The organism is Streptomyces aureocirculatus (genome assembly GCF_000720475.1).
Taxonomy (GTDB): domain Bacteria; phylum Actinomycetota; class Actinomycetes; order Streptomycetales; family Streptomycetaceae; genus Streptomyces; species Streptomyces aureocirculatus.
In genome coordinates this window covers 1-17,256 of the sequence record NZ_JOAP01000059.1, presented here as the reverse complement: position 1 = coordinate 17,256, position 17,256 = coordinate 1, and the positions used below count along the sequence as shown (strand labels likewise).

General features: G+C 72.1%; 14 protein-coding genes and 1 tRNA gene. 6 read left to right on the top strand and 9 right to left on the bottom strand.

Annotated features, from left to right (window positions below; genetic code table 11):
* Positions 1–38 precede the first annotated feature (38 nt).
* Positions 39–755 (bottom strand): TetR/AcrR family transcriptional regulator, encoded by a 717-nt coding sequence (locus IG78_RS0136095; RefSeq protein ID WP_030572158.1) that lies wholly within the window; start codon positions 753–755, stop codon positions 39–41.
* Positions 756–921: 166 nt separating this feature from the next.
* On the opposite strand from IG78_RS0136095, the gene IG78_RS0136090 reads away from it, so the two are divergent.
* Both IG78_RS0136090 and IG78_RS0136085 read left to right on the top strand, forming a co-directional pair.
* Positions 922–2,016: a medium chain dehydrogenase/reductase family protein gene (locus IG78_RS0136090; protein ID WP_051853288.1), complete on the top strand. Its 1,095-nt coding sequence runs from the start codon at positions 922–924 to the stop codon at positions 2,014–2,016.
* Positions 2,017–2,186: 170 nt separating this feature from the next.
* Positions 2,187–4,277, top strand: coding sequence for an ATP-binding cassette domain-containing protein (locus IG78_RS0136085; protein ID WP_063760847.1), 2,091 nt, complete (start codon positions 2,187–2,189; stop codon positions 4,275–4,277).
* Here IG78_RS0136085 and IG78_RS0136080 read toward each other — a convergent pair.
* The 7 genes from IG78_RS0136080 to IG78_RS0136050 form a co-directional block, all read right to left on the bottom strand.
* Positions 4,237–6,225 (bottom strand): helix-turn-helix domain-containing protein, encoded by a 1,989-nt coding sequence (locus tag IG78_RS0136080; RefSeq protein WP_030572148.1) that lies wholly within the window; start codon positions 6,223–6,225, stop codon positions 4,237–4,239. The two genes, IG78_RS0136085 and IG78_RS0136080, sit on opposite strands and share 41 nt — an antisense overlap.
* A gap of 26 nt (positions 6,226–6,251) precedes the next feature.
* Positions 6,252–7,682, bottom strand: coding sequence for an MFS transporter (locus tag IG78_RS0136075; protein ID WP_051853287.1), 1,431 nt, complete (start codon positions 7,680–7,682; stop codon positions 6,252–6,254).
* Positions 7,683–7,767: 85 nt separating this feature from the next.
* Positions 7,768–8,553, bottom strand: coding sequence for a 3-hydroxybutyrate dehydrogenase (locus tag IG78_RS0136070; RefSeq protein ID WP_030572142.1), 786 nt, complete (start codon positions 8,551–8,553; stop codon positions 7,768–7,770).
* 120 nt (positions 8,554–8,673) lie between these two features.
* On the bottom strand, positions 8,674–9,276 hold the full coding sequence (locus tag IG78_RS0136065; RefSeq protein WP_225882351.1) for a PHB depolymerase family esterase: 603 nt from the start codon (positions 9,274–9,276) through the stop codon (positions 8,674–8,676).
* Between the two features lie 94 nt (positions 9,277–9,370).
* Positions 9,371–9,856, bottom strand: a complete 486-nt coding sequence (locus IG78_RS0136060; RefSeq protein ID WP_030572137.1) for a phospholipase — start codon at positions 9,854–9,856, stop codon at positions 9,371–9,373.
* A 384-nt stretch (positions 9,857–10,240) separates the two neighbouring features.
* Positions 10,241–10,846, bottom strand: coding sequence for a dihydrofolate reductase family protein (locus IG78_RS0136055; protein ID WP_030572134.1), 606 nt, complete (start codon positions 10,844–10,846; stop codon positions 10,241–10,243).
* 90 nt (positions 10,847–10,936) lie between these two features.
* Positions 10,937–11,554, bottom strand: a complete 618-nt coding sequence (locus tag IG78_RS0136050) for a PadR family transcriptional regulator (protein ID WP_159398280.1) — start codon at positions 11,552–11,554, stop codon at positions 10,937–10,939.
* Between the two features lie 141 nt (positions 11,555–11,695).
* Between IG78_RS0136050 and IG78_RS0136045 the strand changes: the two genes are divergently transcribed.
* Positions 11,696–13,078, top strand: coding sequence for a carotenoid oxygenase family protein (locus IG78_RS0136045; RefSeq protein WP_030572127.1), 1,383 nt, complete (start codon positions 11,696–11,698; stop codon positions 13,076–13,078).
* A 95-nt stretch (positions 13,079–13,173) separates the two neighbouring features.
* Here the strand turns inward: IG78_RS0136045 and IG78_RS0136040 are convergent.
* Positions 13,174–13,247, bottom strand: a tRNA-Pro gene (locus tag IG78_RS0136040).
* Between the two features lie 135 nt (positions 13,248–13,382).
* Between IG78_RS0136040 and IG78_RS0136035 the strand changes: the two genes are divergently transcribed.
* From IG78_RS0136035 to IG78_RS0136025, 3 genes are all read left to right on the top strand, one after another.
* The gene (locus IG78_RS0136035) at positions 13,383–13,940 is read left to right on the top strand and encodes a DUF309 domain-containing protein (protein ID WP_037687232.1); all 558 of its coding nucleotides are present in this window, start codon (positions 13,383–13,385) and stop codon (positions 13,938–13,940) included.
* 178 nt (positions 13,941–14,118) lie between these two features.
* A complete protein-coding gene (cobF, locus tag IG78_RS0136030) occupies positions 14,119–14,919 on the top strand; it encodes a precorrin-6A synthase (deacetylating) (protein ID WP_030572121.1) in 801 nt (266 codons plus the stop codon).
* A gap of 101 nt (positions 14,920–15,020) precedes the next feature.
* Positions 15,021–17,162 carry an MDR family MFS transporter gene (locus tag IG78_RS0136025; RefSeq protein ID WP_030572118.1) on the top strand — a complete coding sequence of 714 codons (2,142 nt, stop codon included), beginning with the start codon at positions 15,021–15,023 and terminating at the stop codon, positions 17,160–17,162.
* The last annotated feature ends 94 nt before the right edge of the window (positions 17,163–17,256 follow it).

The window sequence follows — 17,256 nt, the reverse complement described above, 5'->3', positions numbered from 1 at the left end:
GGGCCGCCGGGTCCACCGAACCGATCGAGCCGCCCGCGTCAGGCGGCGGGCAGTCCCATCGCGTCCGCCAGGTCCTCCATCTCGGCGTGCAGGAGCGTGCCGGGGCGGTGCCCCATTCCTTGGAACAGGCCCTGCACTTCGAGGCCGACGACGCCGTGCAGCCGGGCCCAGGCCGTCACCGTCCCGGCGAGGGCGGTGGCCGCGTCGGCGTCCGGGGCCCAGCTCCTGACCCACTCCTCGACGGGCGGGCTCCCGTTCAGCCAGAACCGCATCTCCGCACGCAGCGCGAGGGCCGCGCCCCGGCAGTCGCCCTGCCCGAGCACGCCGAGCAGCGGGCCGAGCACGGCGCGGGCGCGGGCGACGGTCTCGGGCGGCGCCTGGTAGCCGGGGGACGGGGTGCCCGCGAGGAGCTGGTAGACGTGCGGCGCGCCGGTGGCCCAGGTGCGGAAGGCGGTGGCGAGGGCGTGCAGCCGCTCCCGGGGCGGCGCGCCGGCGGTGTGGTCGGCGGCGTCGCTCATGGCGGCGGCCGCGGCGTCGTAGCCGTCGCGGATGAGCTCCGTGAGGAGGTCGTCACGCCTGCGGAAGTACTTGTAGAGGGCCGGTCCTGTGAGGCCGAGCCCCTTGGCCACGGCGTTGAGGCTGAGCGCGGGGGCGCCGCCCGCCCTGATCTGCTCCAGCGCGGCCTCCTTGATCTCGGCGCGCACCTGGTCGCGGTAGCGGCGGCGGGGTGAGGAGGTCCTGCTGTCGTCTGCCATGGCACCGGCTCCTTGCTCCACTCTCCGCCTATCACTTCGGTTAGAGATTCTAACTTGAGAAAGAGGTCCCTTGACAAGCGTCGCCGAGGGGGCGCATGCTCCAGTGAGATCTGGTTAGACCCTCTAACTAGAGCGATAGCAGCAACCATACGAGAAAGGGTTAGTCATGCGAGAGACCTACACGCACCAGAATGTGAGCGAGCGCGGGGCGGCCACGGTCACGACCCAGATCGTCCTGCCCGGCGTCGTCGGGCCCGAGGGCCTGGAGGTCCGGCACGTGGGCGCCGCCACCCCCGGCCCCGGTGAGGTGCTGCTCGTGATGGAGGCCACCGGCGTCTCGTTCGCCGAGCAGCAGATGCGGCGCGGGAAGTACTACGACCAGCCGGCGTTCCCTTTCGTGCCGGGATACGACCTCGTCGGACGGGTCACGGAGACCGGCCCGGGAGTGGACCCCGCGCTGAGAGGACGGCGGTACGCGGCCCTGACGAAGACCGGCGGCTGGGCGAGCCACGTCGTGGTGTCCGCCGCCGACCTGGTCGAGGTGCCTGAGTCCGTGGCGTCGGCCGACGCCGAGACGCTGGTCGTGAACGGCATCACGGCCTGGCAGATGCTGCACCGCACGGCGAAGGTCGAGGCGGGCGACACGATCGTCGTGCTCGGCGCGAACGGCGGCGTCGGCTCCACCCTCGTCCAGTTGGCCCGGATCGCCGGGGTGCGCGTGATCGGCACGGCTTCGCGGCGCCACCACGACCAACTGCGCGACCTCGGCGCCACCCCCGTCGACTACCGCGACCCGGACCTGCACGGGCGGCTGCGCGGCCTCGCCCCCGGCGGGGTGTGCGCGGTCTTCGACCACGTGGGCGGCGAGGGCGTCGTGGACTCGTTCCAACTGCTCGCGCCGGGCGGCACCCTGGTGTCGTACGGCACCGCGTCCACCCGGGACGCCACCGGGTCCGCCAAGGCCCCCGTCCTGAAGCTCTTCGCGCGCCTGATGCTGTGGAACGCGCTGCCCAACTCCCGGCACGCGCACTTCTACAACATCTGGGCCGGACTGCGGAACGCCGACGCCTTCCGCGCCCAACTGCGCACCGACCTCGGGCAGGTGTTCGCACTGCTCGCAGCGGGCAGCATCCAGCCGCAGGTCGCCGCGCGCATCCCGCTCTCACGGGCCGCCGACGCTCTGCGCCTCGCCGAGTCCGGCACGGTCGCGGGCAAGGTCGTCCTCGTACCGGACGAGGAAGCCCCGTCGACGGACCGGTGAAACGATTCCGGCCACATCATCAACTACCGTCAATACAGGGCTCTTTCAGACATTCGTACGAAATTTTCGTCCGCCCTGCACCGTTACGCCGGTCTCCTCGACAGGATCGACAGAAGCGACAGGCCGTCCGGGCAACCGTGCCGGACGGCCGGCGTCACCTGGGAGGAACTTTGGTACGTCATCCCCGACCGGCACCCCGTCCCCCCGCCGAGCCCGGCCCGTCACCGGCTCGCCCCTCTGGCCCCCCGCCGGAGCCCCCACCGGCCAAGGAGCGGCGGCACGCCCCGCCGTCGCCGCCCGAACAACTGCTCTTCGGCGGGCGGCTGCGCAGTTCGTGGGGCTGGACCGCGCACGAGGGCGCGCGCCTGAACGCCTCGTTCCTCTCGATCCTCCGGCAGATCCCGACCCTCTTCCGGCACACCGTGTCGCTCGCCTGGCACGCCGACCCATGGACGCTCGTGGTGGTCGCGGCGGCCCAGCTCGGCCAGGCCGCGGCGACCGCGTTCGGGCTGCTCGCCACCAACCGCGTCCTTGTCTCCCTGTTCGCCGCGGGCCCGACCGCCGACCGGGTGCGCGAGGCGCTGCCGTCCCTGATGTGGGTGGCCGCGGCCAGCGCGTTCGCCGCCACGCTGCGCGCCGTGTCGTTCGCGGCCACGGGGCGCCTCGGGCCCAAGGTCGAGCGGCTCGCGGGCCTGTCCATGATGGAGCAGGTCATCCGCGTGGAGATGGAGCACATCGAGCGCTCCGACTTCCACGCGGCCCTGGACTCGGGCCAGCACGGCCAGACCGCCGCCCGCCGACTCATCGAGCACACCCTCGGCATCGTCGAGGCCCTCATGGCCCTGATCGCCGTCAGCGGTGTCCTCGCGGTGCTGCACCCGGTGCTCCTGCCGCTCCTGGTCGCCGTGGTGGTGCCGAAGGCCTGGGGCACGGTCCGGGCGGCGCGCCGCACCTATGAGTCGGTGCAGATCTGGCTGGAACACGTGCGTCAGCAAGGGGCGCTGCGCCGCCTGCTCATCTCCCAGAAGGCGGCACCCGAGCTGCGCGTGCACGGCGCGGGTCCGTTCCTGCTCGACCAGTTCGACCAGATGGCGGCGCAGGCCGCGGACGAGCAGACCCGCCTCGCGCTCCTGGAGGCCCGCACCGACCTTGGCACGTCCGCCCTGTCGGGCCTCACGGCGGGCGCCACGTACGCCGTCCTCGCCTGGCTGCTCACGCACGGCCAACTGCCCCTCGCCGCGGGTGCGACCGCCGCGCTCGCCCTGACCAGCGGCACGGCGGGGCTGCGCCGGATGGTGACGCACATCCACCACCTCTACGAACAGAGCCTGTTCATGAACGACCTGATCCGCGCCCGCGAGGAGGCGCGGCGGCGTGCCATCCCCACCACCGGGGCCCCGGTGCCCGAGCCGCCCGAGGTCATCGAGTTCGACCGGGTGACGTTCCGCTACCCCGAGCGGACGGCCCCCGCGCTCGACAATGTGTCCCTGACCGTCCGCAAGGGCCAGGTCATCGCCCTGGTCGGGGCGAACGGATCGGGTAAGACGACCCTGAGCAAGCTCCTCGCGGGCCTGTACCTGCCGACGTCGGGCACCATCGGCTGGGACGGCACGGATGTGCGCGCGCTGTGCCGCGACGACGTCTTCGCCCATGTCTCCCTGGTCCTGCAGAACTTCCAGCAGTGGCCGTTCACCGCCCGCGCGAACGTGGCCATCAGCAGGCCCGGTGACATCCACGACACGTCCCGCCTGAACGCCGCCGCCGCATACGCCGACGCGCACAGCGTCCTCGCGGACCTCCCGCACGGCTGGGACACCCTGTGCGAGAAGGGCTACGAGGGCGGCGTCGATCTGTCCGGCGGGCAGTGGCAGCGCCTCGCCCTGGCCCGCGCCTACTTCCGTGACGCCGACATCCTCATCTGCGACGAGCCGACCAGCAGCATGGACCCGGCCGCCGAGATCGACGCCTTCCAGAAGATCCGCGCCCTCGCGTCGAAGGACCAGACGATCGTCCTGGTCACGCACCGGCTGCACAGCGTGAAGGAGGCCGACGTCATCTATGTGCTCGACGAGGGCAGGCTGGTGGAGCACGGCGACTTCGCGACCCTGATGTCCGCCGACGGGCCGCAGTTGTTCCGGCGCCTGTTCGAGCTCCAGTCGCACCAGTACCGCACGGACACCCTGGACGGCGTACCCACGCAGCGGACCCGTTCCCGCGACGCTATGCCGGACCAGTCCCCGGCGGCCGGCACAACCGGATGAGCCGCAGCGCGAGCTGGATCTCCAGGGCCCGTTCGGGGGTGTTCCAGTCGGGGCCGAGGAGCCGGGCGGTGCGATCGAGGCGTTGCACGACGGTGTTGACGTGTACGTGCAGCGCGTCCTTGGCGCGGGCGAGGCCGGCGCCCGCGGCGAAGTAGGCGTCGAGGGTGCGGACGAGTTCGGTGCCGCGCCGCTCGTCGTAGTCGATGACGGGCCCGAGGACCCGGCGGACATAGCCGTCGACGTCCCCGCGGTCGCCGAGGAGCACACCGACGAAGCCGAGGTCGGACAGGCTCGCGCCGTGGCCGGTGCGGCCGAGGGCCCTGAGCGCCTCCAGGCAGCGGAGGGCCTCGGCGTGCACGGCGGGCAGCCCGGCGGGGGCGGCCGCGGGCCCGGCGGCCCCACACGTCACCGGGGCCCCGATGCGCCGGCCGAGGTCGGCGGCCAGGCGCTCGGCGAGCGGCCCGGGTGCCGCGGTGGGGGCGAGCAGGACGACCTGGCCGCCCTGGGGTCCGGCGAGACCGCGCAGGGTACGGGCCCGGCGGGCCGCTTCCGTCGTGAGGCGGCCGCGCAGGCCGGGGTCGCAGTGCAGGACGAGGACGGACGTGGGTTCGGCGAGGTCGACGCCGAGGCGGCGGGCGCGCAGGGTCAGACTCGGGCCGCGCCGCGGGTCGGTGGCGTGCGCGGCGGTGAGCAGATCGTCGAGGAGTTCCCCGCGCACGCGGTCCTCCGCCTCGGCCACCGAGCGGCGCAGGAGAAGGAGCAACGCCGTGTCCCTGCTGGCCCGTTCGAAGAGGCGGCGGTCGCTGTCGGGCAGACCGGGGCGGCCGCTCAGCGCGAGGGAGCCGAGTGGTTCGGGCCCGGCGAGCACGGCGGACACCCAGACGCCGTCGACGTGCACGGCACGCCCCGCGGCGCGGGACGCCGCCACACCGCGCGCGGGCGGGTTCGGGGACGTGGCGCCCACGCGGGCCAGTTCGGTGCCGTCGGCGTCCTGGACGACCAGGCCTCCGTCGAGGAGTGCGGCGATCTCTTCGGCCAGGTCAAAGACGTCGCCGCCGCGCAGCACCAGGTCGGTGAGGCGGTCGTGGGTCTCGGCGGCGCGGCGCATGGCCTCGCTCTGCGCACGGGCGGTGGCCGTCGCCGCGTTGAGTTCCACCAGGGCGGCCCGGGTCTCCTCCAGGAGGCGGGCGCTGTCGATGGCGACGGCCGCGTGGTCGGCGAGGGAGGCGAGCAGCGCGATCTGGTCGGGGGCGAAGTCGCGGGGCGTCCGGTCGGCCGCGTACAGGACACCGATGACGCGGCTGCCGACGCGCAGCGGCACCCCGAGGATGCCGCGAAGGCCCTCCTCGCCGACGCCCGCGTCGATGGTGGCGGTGTGCCGGAAGCGGGTGTCGCTGCGGTAGTCGGCGCTGGCGTAGGGCCGGGCGGTCTGGGCGACGAGACCGCCGAGCCCCTCCCCCATGCCGAGCCGCAGCTCCTGGAACCTCGCGGACGTGGACCCGTCGGTGACCCGCATGAACGTGTCTCCCGCGGCCGGGTCGTTGAGCGTCAGATAGGCCACGTCGGTACGGAGCAGCAGCCGGGCGCGGTGGACGATGGCGCGCAGGACCGCGTCGAGGTCGCTGAGCGCCGCCAGGTCGCCCGCGGTGTCGAACAGCGCGGACAGCTCGGCCTCGCGCCGCCGGTGCTGGTCGAGGGTGCGGCGGATGCCGAGTGCCGCCTCGGTGGCCTCCTCCACGCAGGCCAGCTCCGCCGGGTCCGCCCCCGCCTCCCTGGCCGCGGCGGCGGTGCGGGTGAACTCCTCGGCGGGTGCCTGCCGTCCAAGGAGGTCAAGCAGGTGCCGCAGGGCGGTGACGGCGGGGCTGCCGGGGGCCTGCGGCGCGCTGCCGGAGGCCTGCGGGGTGGCGCCGGGAGCCTGCGGCGCGGTGCGGGGGCGGGCGGTGGCCATGCGGACTGTCACCTTTCGCGCGCTGCTCAGGAGGGTTCGCCGGAGCGTACTGCCGCTTCACCCGTACGCGCGGTGGGGGCGCCGGAGGCCACCGGCCCCGGGGTTTCGGCCTCCGTCGCGGCGGCGCGCAGGTCCCGGCCCCGGGTCTCGCGGGCCAGGGCCACGGTCACGGTGGTCACCACGGCGGCCAGGGCCAGATACACCGCGACGGGCACGGACGAGTCGTACTCCTTCAGGAGTTCCACGGCGATGATCGGGGCGAGCGCGCCCGCGACGATCGAGGCGAGCTGGGAGCCCATCGAGGCGCCGGAGTAACGGACCCTGGTGTCGAACATCTCGGAGATGAACGCCGCCTGCGGCCCGTACATGGCTCCGTGGAACAGCAGCCCCACCGTCACCGCCGCGGTGATCACGGCGAACGACTCGGAGTCGACGAGCGCGAAGAACACGAAGGCCCACAGCGTCATGCCCACCGAGCCGACGAGCGTCACGGGGCGCCGCCCGACCCGGTCGGAGAGCGCGCCCCAGGCCGGGATGGCGGCGAAGTGCGCGGCGGAGGCGATGAGGACGGCGTTCAGGGCGGTGCTCTTCGGCAGGTCCAGGTGCTTGGTGACGTACACCAGGACGAAGGAGGTGAGGATGTAGTACGAGATGTTCTCGCCGAAACGGGTGCCGATGGCGGTGAGGACCTGCCGCCAGCTCTTGCGGAACACCTCCACGACGGGCGGCTGTTCCCTCTCGCCCCGCGCGGCGGCCGCCTCGGCCTTGGCCTGTGCCTCCAGGAAGACCGGCGACTCGGAGACGGAGAGCCGGATCCACAGGCCGACCACGACCAGGACGCCGGAGAGCAGGAACGGCACGCGCCAGCCCCAGGACTGGAAGGTGCTCTCGGACTGCACGGCGGCGAGCAGCGCGAGGACGCCGGTGGCGAGGAGGTTGCCGCCGGGTGCGCCCGCCTGCGGCCAGGAGGCCCAGAAGCCGCGGTGCTTGTCGCCGCCGTGCTCGGAGACGATGAGGACGGCGCCGCCCCACTCGCCGCCGAGCGCGAAGCCCTGCACGAGCCGCAGCACGGTCAGGAGCACGGGTGCGCCGACGCCGATGGCGTCGTAGGTGGGCAGCAGTCCCATGGCGAACGTGGCGCCGCCCATCAGGAGCAGGCTGAGCACGAGGAGCTGTTTGCGTCCGACCTTGTCGCCGAAGTGTCCGAACACGACGCCGCCGAGCGGCCGGGCGAGGAAGCCGATCGCGTACGTGATGAAAGCGATGAGGGTGCCGGTGAGCGGGTCGGCGGTGGGGAAGAAGAGGTCGTTGAAGACGAGGGCGGCGGCGGAGCCGTAGAGGAAGAAGTCGTACCACTCGATGGTGGTACCGACGAGGCTGGCACCGACGATCCGGCCGATGCCGTTCTTTCGACCGGAGCCGTGCAGTTCGCCGGTGCCGTGCTGGGGACGCGCCATGGGGTTCACCGTGTTCTCGGTCGTGGGCCGGAGTTTTCATTCACGGAGCGGGCGGACGGATGGGCGAGCGGGCGTGTGGGGACGGTCAGTTCGCCGCCCAGCCGCCGTCCATCGACAGGGAGGTTCCGGTCACGAAGCCGGAGTGGGGGCCGCACAGCCACAGGGCGGCCGCGGCGACCTCCTCGGGTTCGATGAGCCGCTTCATGGGTGAGCGGGCGAGCAGCACATCGGAGACGACCGCTTCGTCGCTGATGCGGTGGGCGGCGGCCTGGTCGTGGATCTGGCCCTGAACGAGCGGGGTGCGGACGTAGCCGGGGCTGACGCAGTTGCTGGTCACACCGTGCGGGGCGCCCTCGACGGCGGTGACCTTGCTGAGCCCCTCCAGGGCGTGCTTGGCGGCGACGTACGCGCTCTTGTAGGCGCTGGCACGCCGTCCGTGCACGGATGAGATGTTGACGACGCGGCCCCAGCCGCGCGCGTACATGTGCGGCAGGCTCTGCCTCAGGAGCAGGAACGGCGCGGTCACCATGACCTGCTGGATGAGCGCGAACCGCGCCGGCGGGAACTCGGTGAGCGGGGCGACGTGCTGGAGCCCCGCGCTGTTGACGAGGATGTCGACACCGGTGGGCAGCGCGGCGACGGCGTCGGCGTCCGCGAGGTCGGCGACGTGCGCGTGTCCGCCGACGGCGTCGGCGACGGCCTTGGCCGACGGGGCGTCGATGTCCACGACGTGCGTCTCGGCGCCCGCCGCCGCCAGGGCCTGCGCACAGGCCCGGCCGATGCCGCTGCCGCCGCCGGTGACGAGGGCGACGCGCCCGCGCAGATCGGTGCCGGACGCCGGAGGGATGGGGTGGTCGGGTGCGCTTGTCATGGCGGGAAACATAGGGTCGACGGGCGGGAGTGCCCATGTGGGCGGGAGCCATAGCTGGGGCGGATGGCATGGTGTGCGCCGCCATGGGGAGCGCCGCCACAGGGTGGGAGACGTGCCGCCTCAGTCGCCGAGCCCCCAGACGAAGCCGAGGCGGTACGCGGCGCACAGCCCCGCGTCCAGCAGGTGGGCGCCCGCGGTGCCGCACTGCTCGGCGCCGGAGCCGGGGTCGACGGGCTGGCCGTGTGCCATGCCGGTGATGCCGTACGTCTCCACGACGGGCGCGCCACCGGGCGAGCGGTAGACCTGGTGCGGGAAGCCGGCGACGGTGTCGGACACGTCCGGGGTCCGGTCGGCACCGTGGACGTCGGTCCACTGGTCCCGCAGCCCGGTCATGTTGACGGGACCGGCCTTCGCGTCGGCGGTGCCGTGGAGCACGGTGAGCCGCGGCCACGGGCCGCCGTACCCGGGACGCGCGGCACGTACCCGGTCGCCCCACTGGCGCGGGCTCTGCCCGCCGCCGGCGCTCATGCACACCCACGGCGAACCGGCGGCCTGCGCGCACCCGTACGGCAGCCCCGCGACGACGCCGCCCGCAGCGAACTTCTCCGGGTACGTCGCCATCAGCACCGCCGTCATGCCGCCGCCCGCGGAGAGCTCGGTGACGTACACGCGCGCGGAGTCGTCGTGCCGAGGGACAGGGGTCATGCCGAGGGACAGGGTCATGCCGAGGGACTGTAGAAGCGGCCGGGGCATCGCCCTATGGCGCCGGGGACCACACCTGGCCCCCGGCGCGTGGCGGCCGGAGCCGTGCCGGAACCTAGGCGGCCGCGTGGCCGTCGACGGCGGAGGAGCGTCCGAACTTGTCGACGGCCTGGTAGTACGTCCAGGCGAGACCGTCGCACGAGGTCTTCTGCACGCCGGTGTAGCGGGCGCACACCCGCTTGAGGTCGGCGTGGAAGGCGCTGTCGACGCGCGCCTTGTTGGCGTCGAAGGAGCCCGCCTCCTTGTAGTTGCGGTACCCGAAGTCGTGCCGGGCGCAGGACATCTCGAAGGGGAAGCCGAACGGGTTGTCAGGGGACGAGGAGCAGTAGTCGGTGCTCCAGTTGAACCGGTACGCGCTCCACGCGCCCTGGTTGTTCCTCGCGGCGGCCCAGGCGTTGTAGCTGCCCGCGTCGGTCTGGGTCCAACTGCTGAGCACCCGGCCCTTGTCCGCGGGGACGGCGGCGGCCGGGGACGCGGCGAGCCCGGTCCCGAGGGTGAGGGCGGCAGCGCTTACTGCGAGGGCGGAAAGTCGACGACGCATGGGTGGGGGTCCTCCCGTTGAGTGGTGCACGAAGACGAACGTGGGGGCGTGCCGCGGGCCGTACGTGCACGGCCCGCGCCTCAAGTGATCACCACCGATCCGTCGGCCGGTGGTCGGGCGCGTCGCGCGGAGCTTTCGATCCGGTGACCGGTTCTGTCCGAGCGGCATCTTGCCTATACGGCAGGGGAGTTCCGGCCAAACATTTCCAGGGGCCGGTGGTGCGGCGCGGGGGCGCGTGGTGTGCGGCGGGGTGCCGCGTGCTCCGGCGTGCGGCGACGTGCGCGACACGGCGCGGCGTGTGCGCCGGAGGGCGCCGGAAGTGCCATCACCACCGTCCGGGGGGGCTTGTCCTGGCACCCGTCCGGACCGGTGGACGGGGCGACGTCACGCAGGGGCGCCGAGCGGCGGGTGTTCGAGCACGCGGGGCTTGTACTCGACCAGTTGGATGCGGTCGTCGAAGGTGCGGTGCCCGATCATTTCGAGGGCAACGTCCGGATAGCCGTCGTAGATGCGTTCTTCGCCCGTGGCCCCGGTGATCACCGGGAACATCACGACTCGGAAGCGGTCGACGAGTCCGGCTCGCAGCAGGGACCGGCACAGGCTGAGGCTGCCGATCGTGCTGAGGAGTCCCGAGCCACTCCCCTTCATGGCGCGGACCGCCTCGACGGCGTCGTCGCGGACGAGCGTGGAGTTGGCCCACGTCAGTGGTTCATCGAGTGAGGAGGAGAAGACCACCTTGGACGCCTGCGTGAGCTCGTCGACGGACGCTTCTTCCTCGGGCCTGAACTCGTCCTGGCCGGCCGGGACCTGGCCTGCGGCGAAACCCGACATCAGGCGGTAGGTGTTCGCCCCCATCAGATAGGTGGCCTCGGGCTGCTCGCCGAGCCATGCGAGGTACTCCGGGCCTTCGAGGCCCCAGAAGCCGGGCCATCCCTCTCCCGACGCGTAACCGTCGAGGGAGGTGATGAAGTCGACGAGAAGCTCTGACATGGTGGTGTCCTTTCCCAGGGTGTCAGGAGCTCGGACCGGCCCGGAGCCACAAACTCATCGGCCGCGCGTGGAGCAATGCCACGGACCACGTCAGTCGTCAGCCGACTTGTCCCCTTCGGGACATACATCCCGCACTGTCGGGGCTGCCAGGGAACGGGGATCCACCGCGTCGGCGCCGTGCTCGACGATCTCCGTCCAGAAGGCGATGGCCAACTGCTCGAACCGCAGACCGTATGCCAGCGCGGCCGCCTGCGGGGCCTCGAACCGCAGGCCGAGCCCGACAGCGTCCGCCGCGGGCCCGCCCGGGCCGGGGGCCGAGGCAAGGATCGCCTCGTACTCGGCGAGCTTGCGGCGGTGTGCTTCCCGTTGCTGCGCGGCGAGTTGACGCACCTGTCCCGCACCGGACGAGCCGTCCTGCTGGAAGAAGAGCCGCAGCAGACCTTCGTCGCGGATCTGCGTGCCGTGATCGGCCGGGCCGTTGAGCCACTGGGCGAGCACGTCCCGTCCGGCCTGGGTGATCGACAACCTGCGGCGACGGCGTCCGGAACCCTCCCGCTCTTCGAGGACGAGTCCGTGACGCACGAGCCGGGCCGCCTCCGCGTAGATCTGAGACCGCGGAAAGTCCCAGAAATGTCCGACGCTTTCCTGGATCTCGCGATCGAGTGCATACGGCGTCGCGGAGCCCGACTGCTCCAGAAGTCCAAGCACGACGTAAGCACTCGCGGAGAAGGTCGGCATCTCATACCCCGATCCGGACGGTCTGAGTCTCAGCGTTGCGGGCCCGACTCCGAAGCCGGAGCATCTGAACAGTACAGGCTGCACGTTCAGATCCGACGACCGGAGTTGTCCATGACCAAGACAGTCCGCAATCCCTATCTGGAGGGCAACTTCGCCCCCGTACCCGACGAGGTGAGCGTCAACGACCTGCCGGTGACGGGGACTCTGCCTCCCGAGCTGACCGGCCGCTATCTGCGGATCGGCCCCAACCCCACGGGGCCCGTTGAAACCGGCGCGGCCCACCACTGGTTCGTCGGCCGGGGCATGGTGCACGGCGTCCGCCTGCGCGACGGGCGCGCCGAGTGGTACCGAAACCGGTTCGTCCAGGGCGACGCTCCCGAGGACGTGCCCAACACCAACATCCTTGCCCAGGGCGGCCGGCTCCTCGCACTGGTCGAGGGGGGCGGGGCTCCGGTTTCGGTCGCCCCCGACCTGGACCGGATGTCGACCTGGGACGCCGACGGAGCGTTGCGCGCCGGCTTCACCGCCCACCCGAGAATCGATCCGGTCACCGGAGAGATGCATGCCGTCAACTACTTGATCAGGCCCGGCGCGGATGCTCTGCGCTACGTCGTCCTGGACGCCACCGGGAAGGCGACGCACACCGCCGAACTGCCCGTCCCCGGGGTGCCGATGATCCATGACATGGCGATGACCGCCACCCGGATCGTGGTGCTCGACCTGCCGGTGACCCTGTCGACGGACGCCGCGGGCCGCATGGCGGCGGGGAAGCCGGAGAGCGGCGACGCACTCCCGATGCGCTGGAACGAGGAGCATCCGTCGCGGGTGGGCGTACTCCCGCGCATGGGCACGGCGGAACAGATCAGGTGGTTCGACGCCCCTCGGTGCTACGTGTTCCATGTCCTCAACGCGTACGACACCCCGGACGGCTCGATCGTCATGGACGTCATCCGCTACGACACGGTGTTCCGCGATGTGTTCCGCGGGCCTGCCGATGGACTGCCCGCGTTGGCCCGGTGGACCATCCCCGCGAGCCGGGGAGCCGTGTCCGAGCAGATCATTTCCGACTACAGCGTCGAATGGCCCCGGATCAACCACGCGTGGTCCGGGCGCTCCCACCGCTACGGCTGGTTCGGCGGGATCGGCCCCCACAGCCTGCGCCTCTCCGACGACGTCGAGCGCGACCGCGGCGGCAGCTTCGAACCCGGACCTCTGGTCAAACTCGACACCACGACCGGCGAGGTCCTGGTACACCACTTCGGAGCCGGGCGCGTGACACAGGAGCCCGTCTTCGTGGCACGCCCCGGCGCCGAGGCCGAGGACGACGGCTGGATCCTGTCGGTCGTGTACGACGGCGGCACCCGCCGCAGCGAACTCGTCGTGCTCGACGCCGCCGACGTCGAAGCCCCTCCTGTCGCGCGCGTACACCTGCCGCGACGTGTTCCGTTCGGGTTCCACGGCAACTGGATCGCTGACGCTGAGATCAGCGCGTAGCCGCACGGACGAACTGGCTGAAAACTGGCCCGGCAATGGCCGAGGGCCGGTTTCGGATATCTCCGAAACCGGCCCTGACCTGCGACTGTCTCCAGTCGGGACGACAGGATTTGAACCTGCGACCCCTTGACCCCCAGTCAAGTGCGCTACCAAGCTGCGCCACGTCCCGGTGCGTGTCCCTGCGGTGTCCCGCGTGATCACGCAGGTAGAACTCTACCGCACGTCACGGGGTGGTCCGGTGCGGTAGCGGGTCTCGTGGATGCCCCGGCCTGCCCCGGTGCGCGGGGCGCGCGAGAATCAGGGCATGAGTCGTGCACTTGGACCGGACGGCAGGGCCCGTGAGCAGGCCGGGCGGGATCGTGACGCGGAGGGGCGGGCCCGTAACGCCCGGCCCCGTGACGGGCTCGGGCGGCCCTTGCCGCACGGCGCCAACGGGGTGGAGCGGCAGCCGGAGGGTGTGGTGCGTTCGCCCCGGGAGACCGTCGCGGAGGCCCAGGCGCTGCTCGACGCCGGGCGGCCCTTCCACGCGCACGAGGTGTTCGAGGACGCCTGGAAGTCGGGGCCCGAGGAGGAGCGCGAGCTGTGGCAAGGACTCGCGCAGGTCGCCGTCGGGCTCACGCACGCCGCCCGTGGCAATACGAAAGGCGGGGCCCGGTTGCTGTTGCGGGGCGCGGGGGCCCTCTCGGGCTGGGCGGGGGACGAGCCCGCGCGGCAGTGGCCGTACGGGATCGGTGTTCCGGGAGTGGTGGCGTGGGCGCGGGAGTTGGCCGCCCGGATCGAGCGGGAGGCGCACCCGGGGGCGGAGCAGGCCCTGGACCCGGCCGCGTGCGCCCCGCGCCTCGCCCCTGGTGATCAGGACTGACGGGACCGGCAGGAGCACGGGCCGAGGGGATCGGCAGGGCGCAGGACTGACGGGACCGGCAGGAGCACGGGGCCGAGGGGATCGGCAGGGCGCATCCGACGGGACCGGCAGGGTTGGCGGCGCCGGAGGGGGGGCACCGTGTCTGCGGCCCCGGCCCCGCGTACGGCACACTCACCCCGTGCGAAAGATTCATGTCATCGGCATCGGCGCGGGCGACCCCGAGCAGCTCACCCTGCAGGCGGTCAGGGCCATGGGGGACACCGATGTGTTCTTCCTCGTCGGCAAGGGCGAGGAGAAGGACGACCTCGTGGCGCTGCGCCGGGGGATGCTGGAGGCGCACCGCCCGGACGGGGCGTACCGCGTCGTCGAGGCGCGGGACCCGGAGCGGGACCGGGCGGCGGAGGGTGCGCGGTACGCGGGCGCCGTGGACGAGTGGCGTGCCCGCCGCGCCGTCGTCTTCGAGCGGCTCATCGGCGACGAGCTGGGCCCCGACGGGACCGGGGCGTTCCTGGTGTGGGGCGACCCGGCGCTGTACGACAGCACGATCGCGGTCCTGGAGGAGGTCCTCGGGCGCGGAGCGGTGACGTTCGCGTACGACGTCGTCCCCGGCGTCAGCAGCGTGTCCTCGCTGGCCGCGCGCCACCGCATCGGGCTCAACCGCGTCGCGCGGCCCTTCCAGGTCACCACCGGCCGCCGCCTCGCCGAGGAGGGCTTCCCGGACGGGGTGGACGACGTCGTGGTGATGCTGGACGCCCGGCAGGCCTTCCTGCGCTTCGCCGACGGCCGGGACGGCCTCGGCCTCCACATCTACTGGGGTGCCTACCTCGGCACTCCCGACGAGATCCTCGTCTCGGGCCCGCTCGCCGAGGCCGCCCCGCGCATCCAGCGGCTGCGCGCGGAGGCCCGCGAGCGCAAGGGCTGGATCATGGACACGTATCTGCTGCGGCGAGGCGGCGACACCAGCGCCACCGACGGCTGACCGGTCGGCACCCCGCCGGGCCGGACTGTCACCGGCTCGGGCTGTCACCGGACCGGACTGCCCCGCATGCACCGCGGCGGACCCGGTGTGAGGGTGAGGCTGTGACCGTTACCGATCAGCCCGCGGCCGCGGCGGAACAACCCGATCGGCCGGAGCAGGGGCCGCCTGTCCTCGACAAGCGCAGACGCAATGTCGTCTTCGTGACGATCATGCTGGGTGTCCTGCTCGCCGCCCTCGACCAGACGATCGTGGGCACCGCGCTGCCGACGATCGTGTCGGACCTGGGCGGCGCCGAGCACATGTCGTGGGTCGTCACCTCGTATCTGCTCGCGGAGACCGTGGCGACGGTGCTCGTCGGCAAGTTCGGCGACCTGTTCGGCCGCAAGATCGTGTTCCAGGTGTCTGCGGTCGTCTTCATCACCGGCTCGTTCCTGTGCGGTCTCGCCACGAACATGACCCTGCTCATCGCCTGGCGCGCGCTCCAGGGCATCGGCGCGGGTGGTCTGATGGTCACGGCGATGGCGCTGATCGCCGACGTCATTCCGCTGCGTGAGCGCGGCAAGTACCAGGGCGCGATCGGCGCGGTCTTCGGTGTGTCGACGGTCATCGGGCCGCTGCTCGGCGGGCTCTTCACCGATCATCTGACCTGGCGCTGGGCGTTCTATGTCAACGTGCCGATCGCGATCCTCGTGGTCGTGGCGGCGGCGCGCACCATCCCCGTCGTGAAGTCCGCGTCGCGGCCCGTCATCGACTATCTGGGCATCGCCCTCGTGGCGAGCGGGGCGAGCGCGCTGATCCTGGCCACGAGCTGGGGCGGCAACCAGTACGCGTGGGGCTCGGGCGTCATCATCGGTCTGTTCGTCGGCGGGCTGCTCGCCCTCGCCGCCTTCTGTGTGGTGGAGACGCGGGCCGCGGAGCCGATGCTGCCGATGCGGCTCTTCGCGAACCCGGTCTTCACCGTCTGCTCGGTGCTCAGCTTCGTCGTGGGTTTCGCGATGCTCGGCGCGATGACGTTCCTGCCGACCTATCTGCAGTACGTCGACGGGGACTCGGCCACCACCTCCGGGGTGCGGACGCTGCCGATGGTCGTCGGGCTGCTCATCGCCTCGATCTTCAGCGGGAACGTCGTCAGCAGGACCGGCATCTACCGGATCTTCCCCATCGTGGGCTCGCTCGTGATGGCGCTCGGCCTGTATCTGCTGTCGCTGATGGGCGGCGACACCAGTACGTGGCTGGAGTCCCTGTACATGTTCGTGCTCGGCATCGGCATCGGTCTTTCCATGCAGGTGCTCACCATCGCCGTGCAGAACACCGTCGCGTACGCGGACCTGGGCACCGCGACGTCCGGTGTCACCTTCTTCCGGACCCTCGGCAGTTCCTTCGGGACGGCCGTGTTCGGCACCATCTACGCCAATACGCTGGCGCCGAACCTGCGCGACGGGGTCGCGGCGGCCGACCGCACCGGCGCCGCGCCGCCGGACGTCGTCGCGAAGGCGTCGCAGAGCCCGCAGTCGCTGCACGACCTGCCGGGCGCGGCCGCGGCGCCTCTGATCAAGGCGTACGCGGACACGTTGCAGACGGTGTTCCTGTGGACGGTTCCCGTCGCCCTCGTCGGGTTCGTCGTGGCCCTGTTCCTCAAGCAGATCGAGCTGCGCGACAGCGCGCGGATGAGCTCGTCCGACCTGGGCGAGGGCTTCGCGTCACCGCAGGCGGGCGACCCGGCCCAACTGCTCGAACTCGCCGTCGGCAACATCCTGCGGTCCAAGGGGCCGGGGACCACGCGCGCCGTGGTCCAGGGGTCCGACACACGCCTCGACATGGCGGGCGCCTGGGCGGTGATGCAGGTGGAGCTGTTCACCCGCCTCGTCGGGCACGCCAATCTGAATCTGATCGCGGCCCGGCGTCAGTTGCCGCCCGAAGTGCTCGTGCCGGTCTTCGACCGGATGGTCGAGGAGGGTTATGTGACCCGTACCGGCACCATGTTCCAGCACACGGCCGCGGGTGCGCGTGAGGCCGAGGTGATCGGCGGGGCGTGGGCGTCCTGGCTGCGCGGGCAGTTGCGCGAGGACGGCGGGGCCGGTTGGAGCGCCCTTGAGGACATCGCGGCCGAGGGCGACGGGAAGCTGTGGGAGGCGGTCGACACGATCGCCAAGCGGCTGCTCGCGGAGGACCTCGCGCAGGGCCTCGCCCTGGGCGAAGGCGCACGGCCGGGGGCGCGTCGGGCAGCGGCGACAGCGGCCTAGGTGTATTGACCCGCAGGGTTGTTCACACGGCTGATGGGCGGTTTGCCGCCGAGTGCGGTGTGGCAGCGGTGGTGGTTGTAGGTGTGCAGGAAGT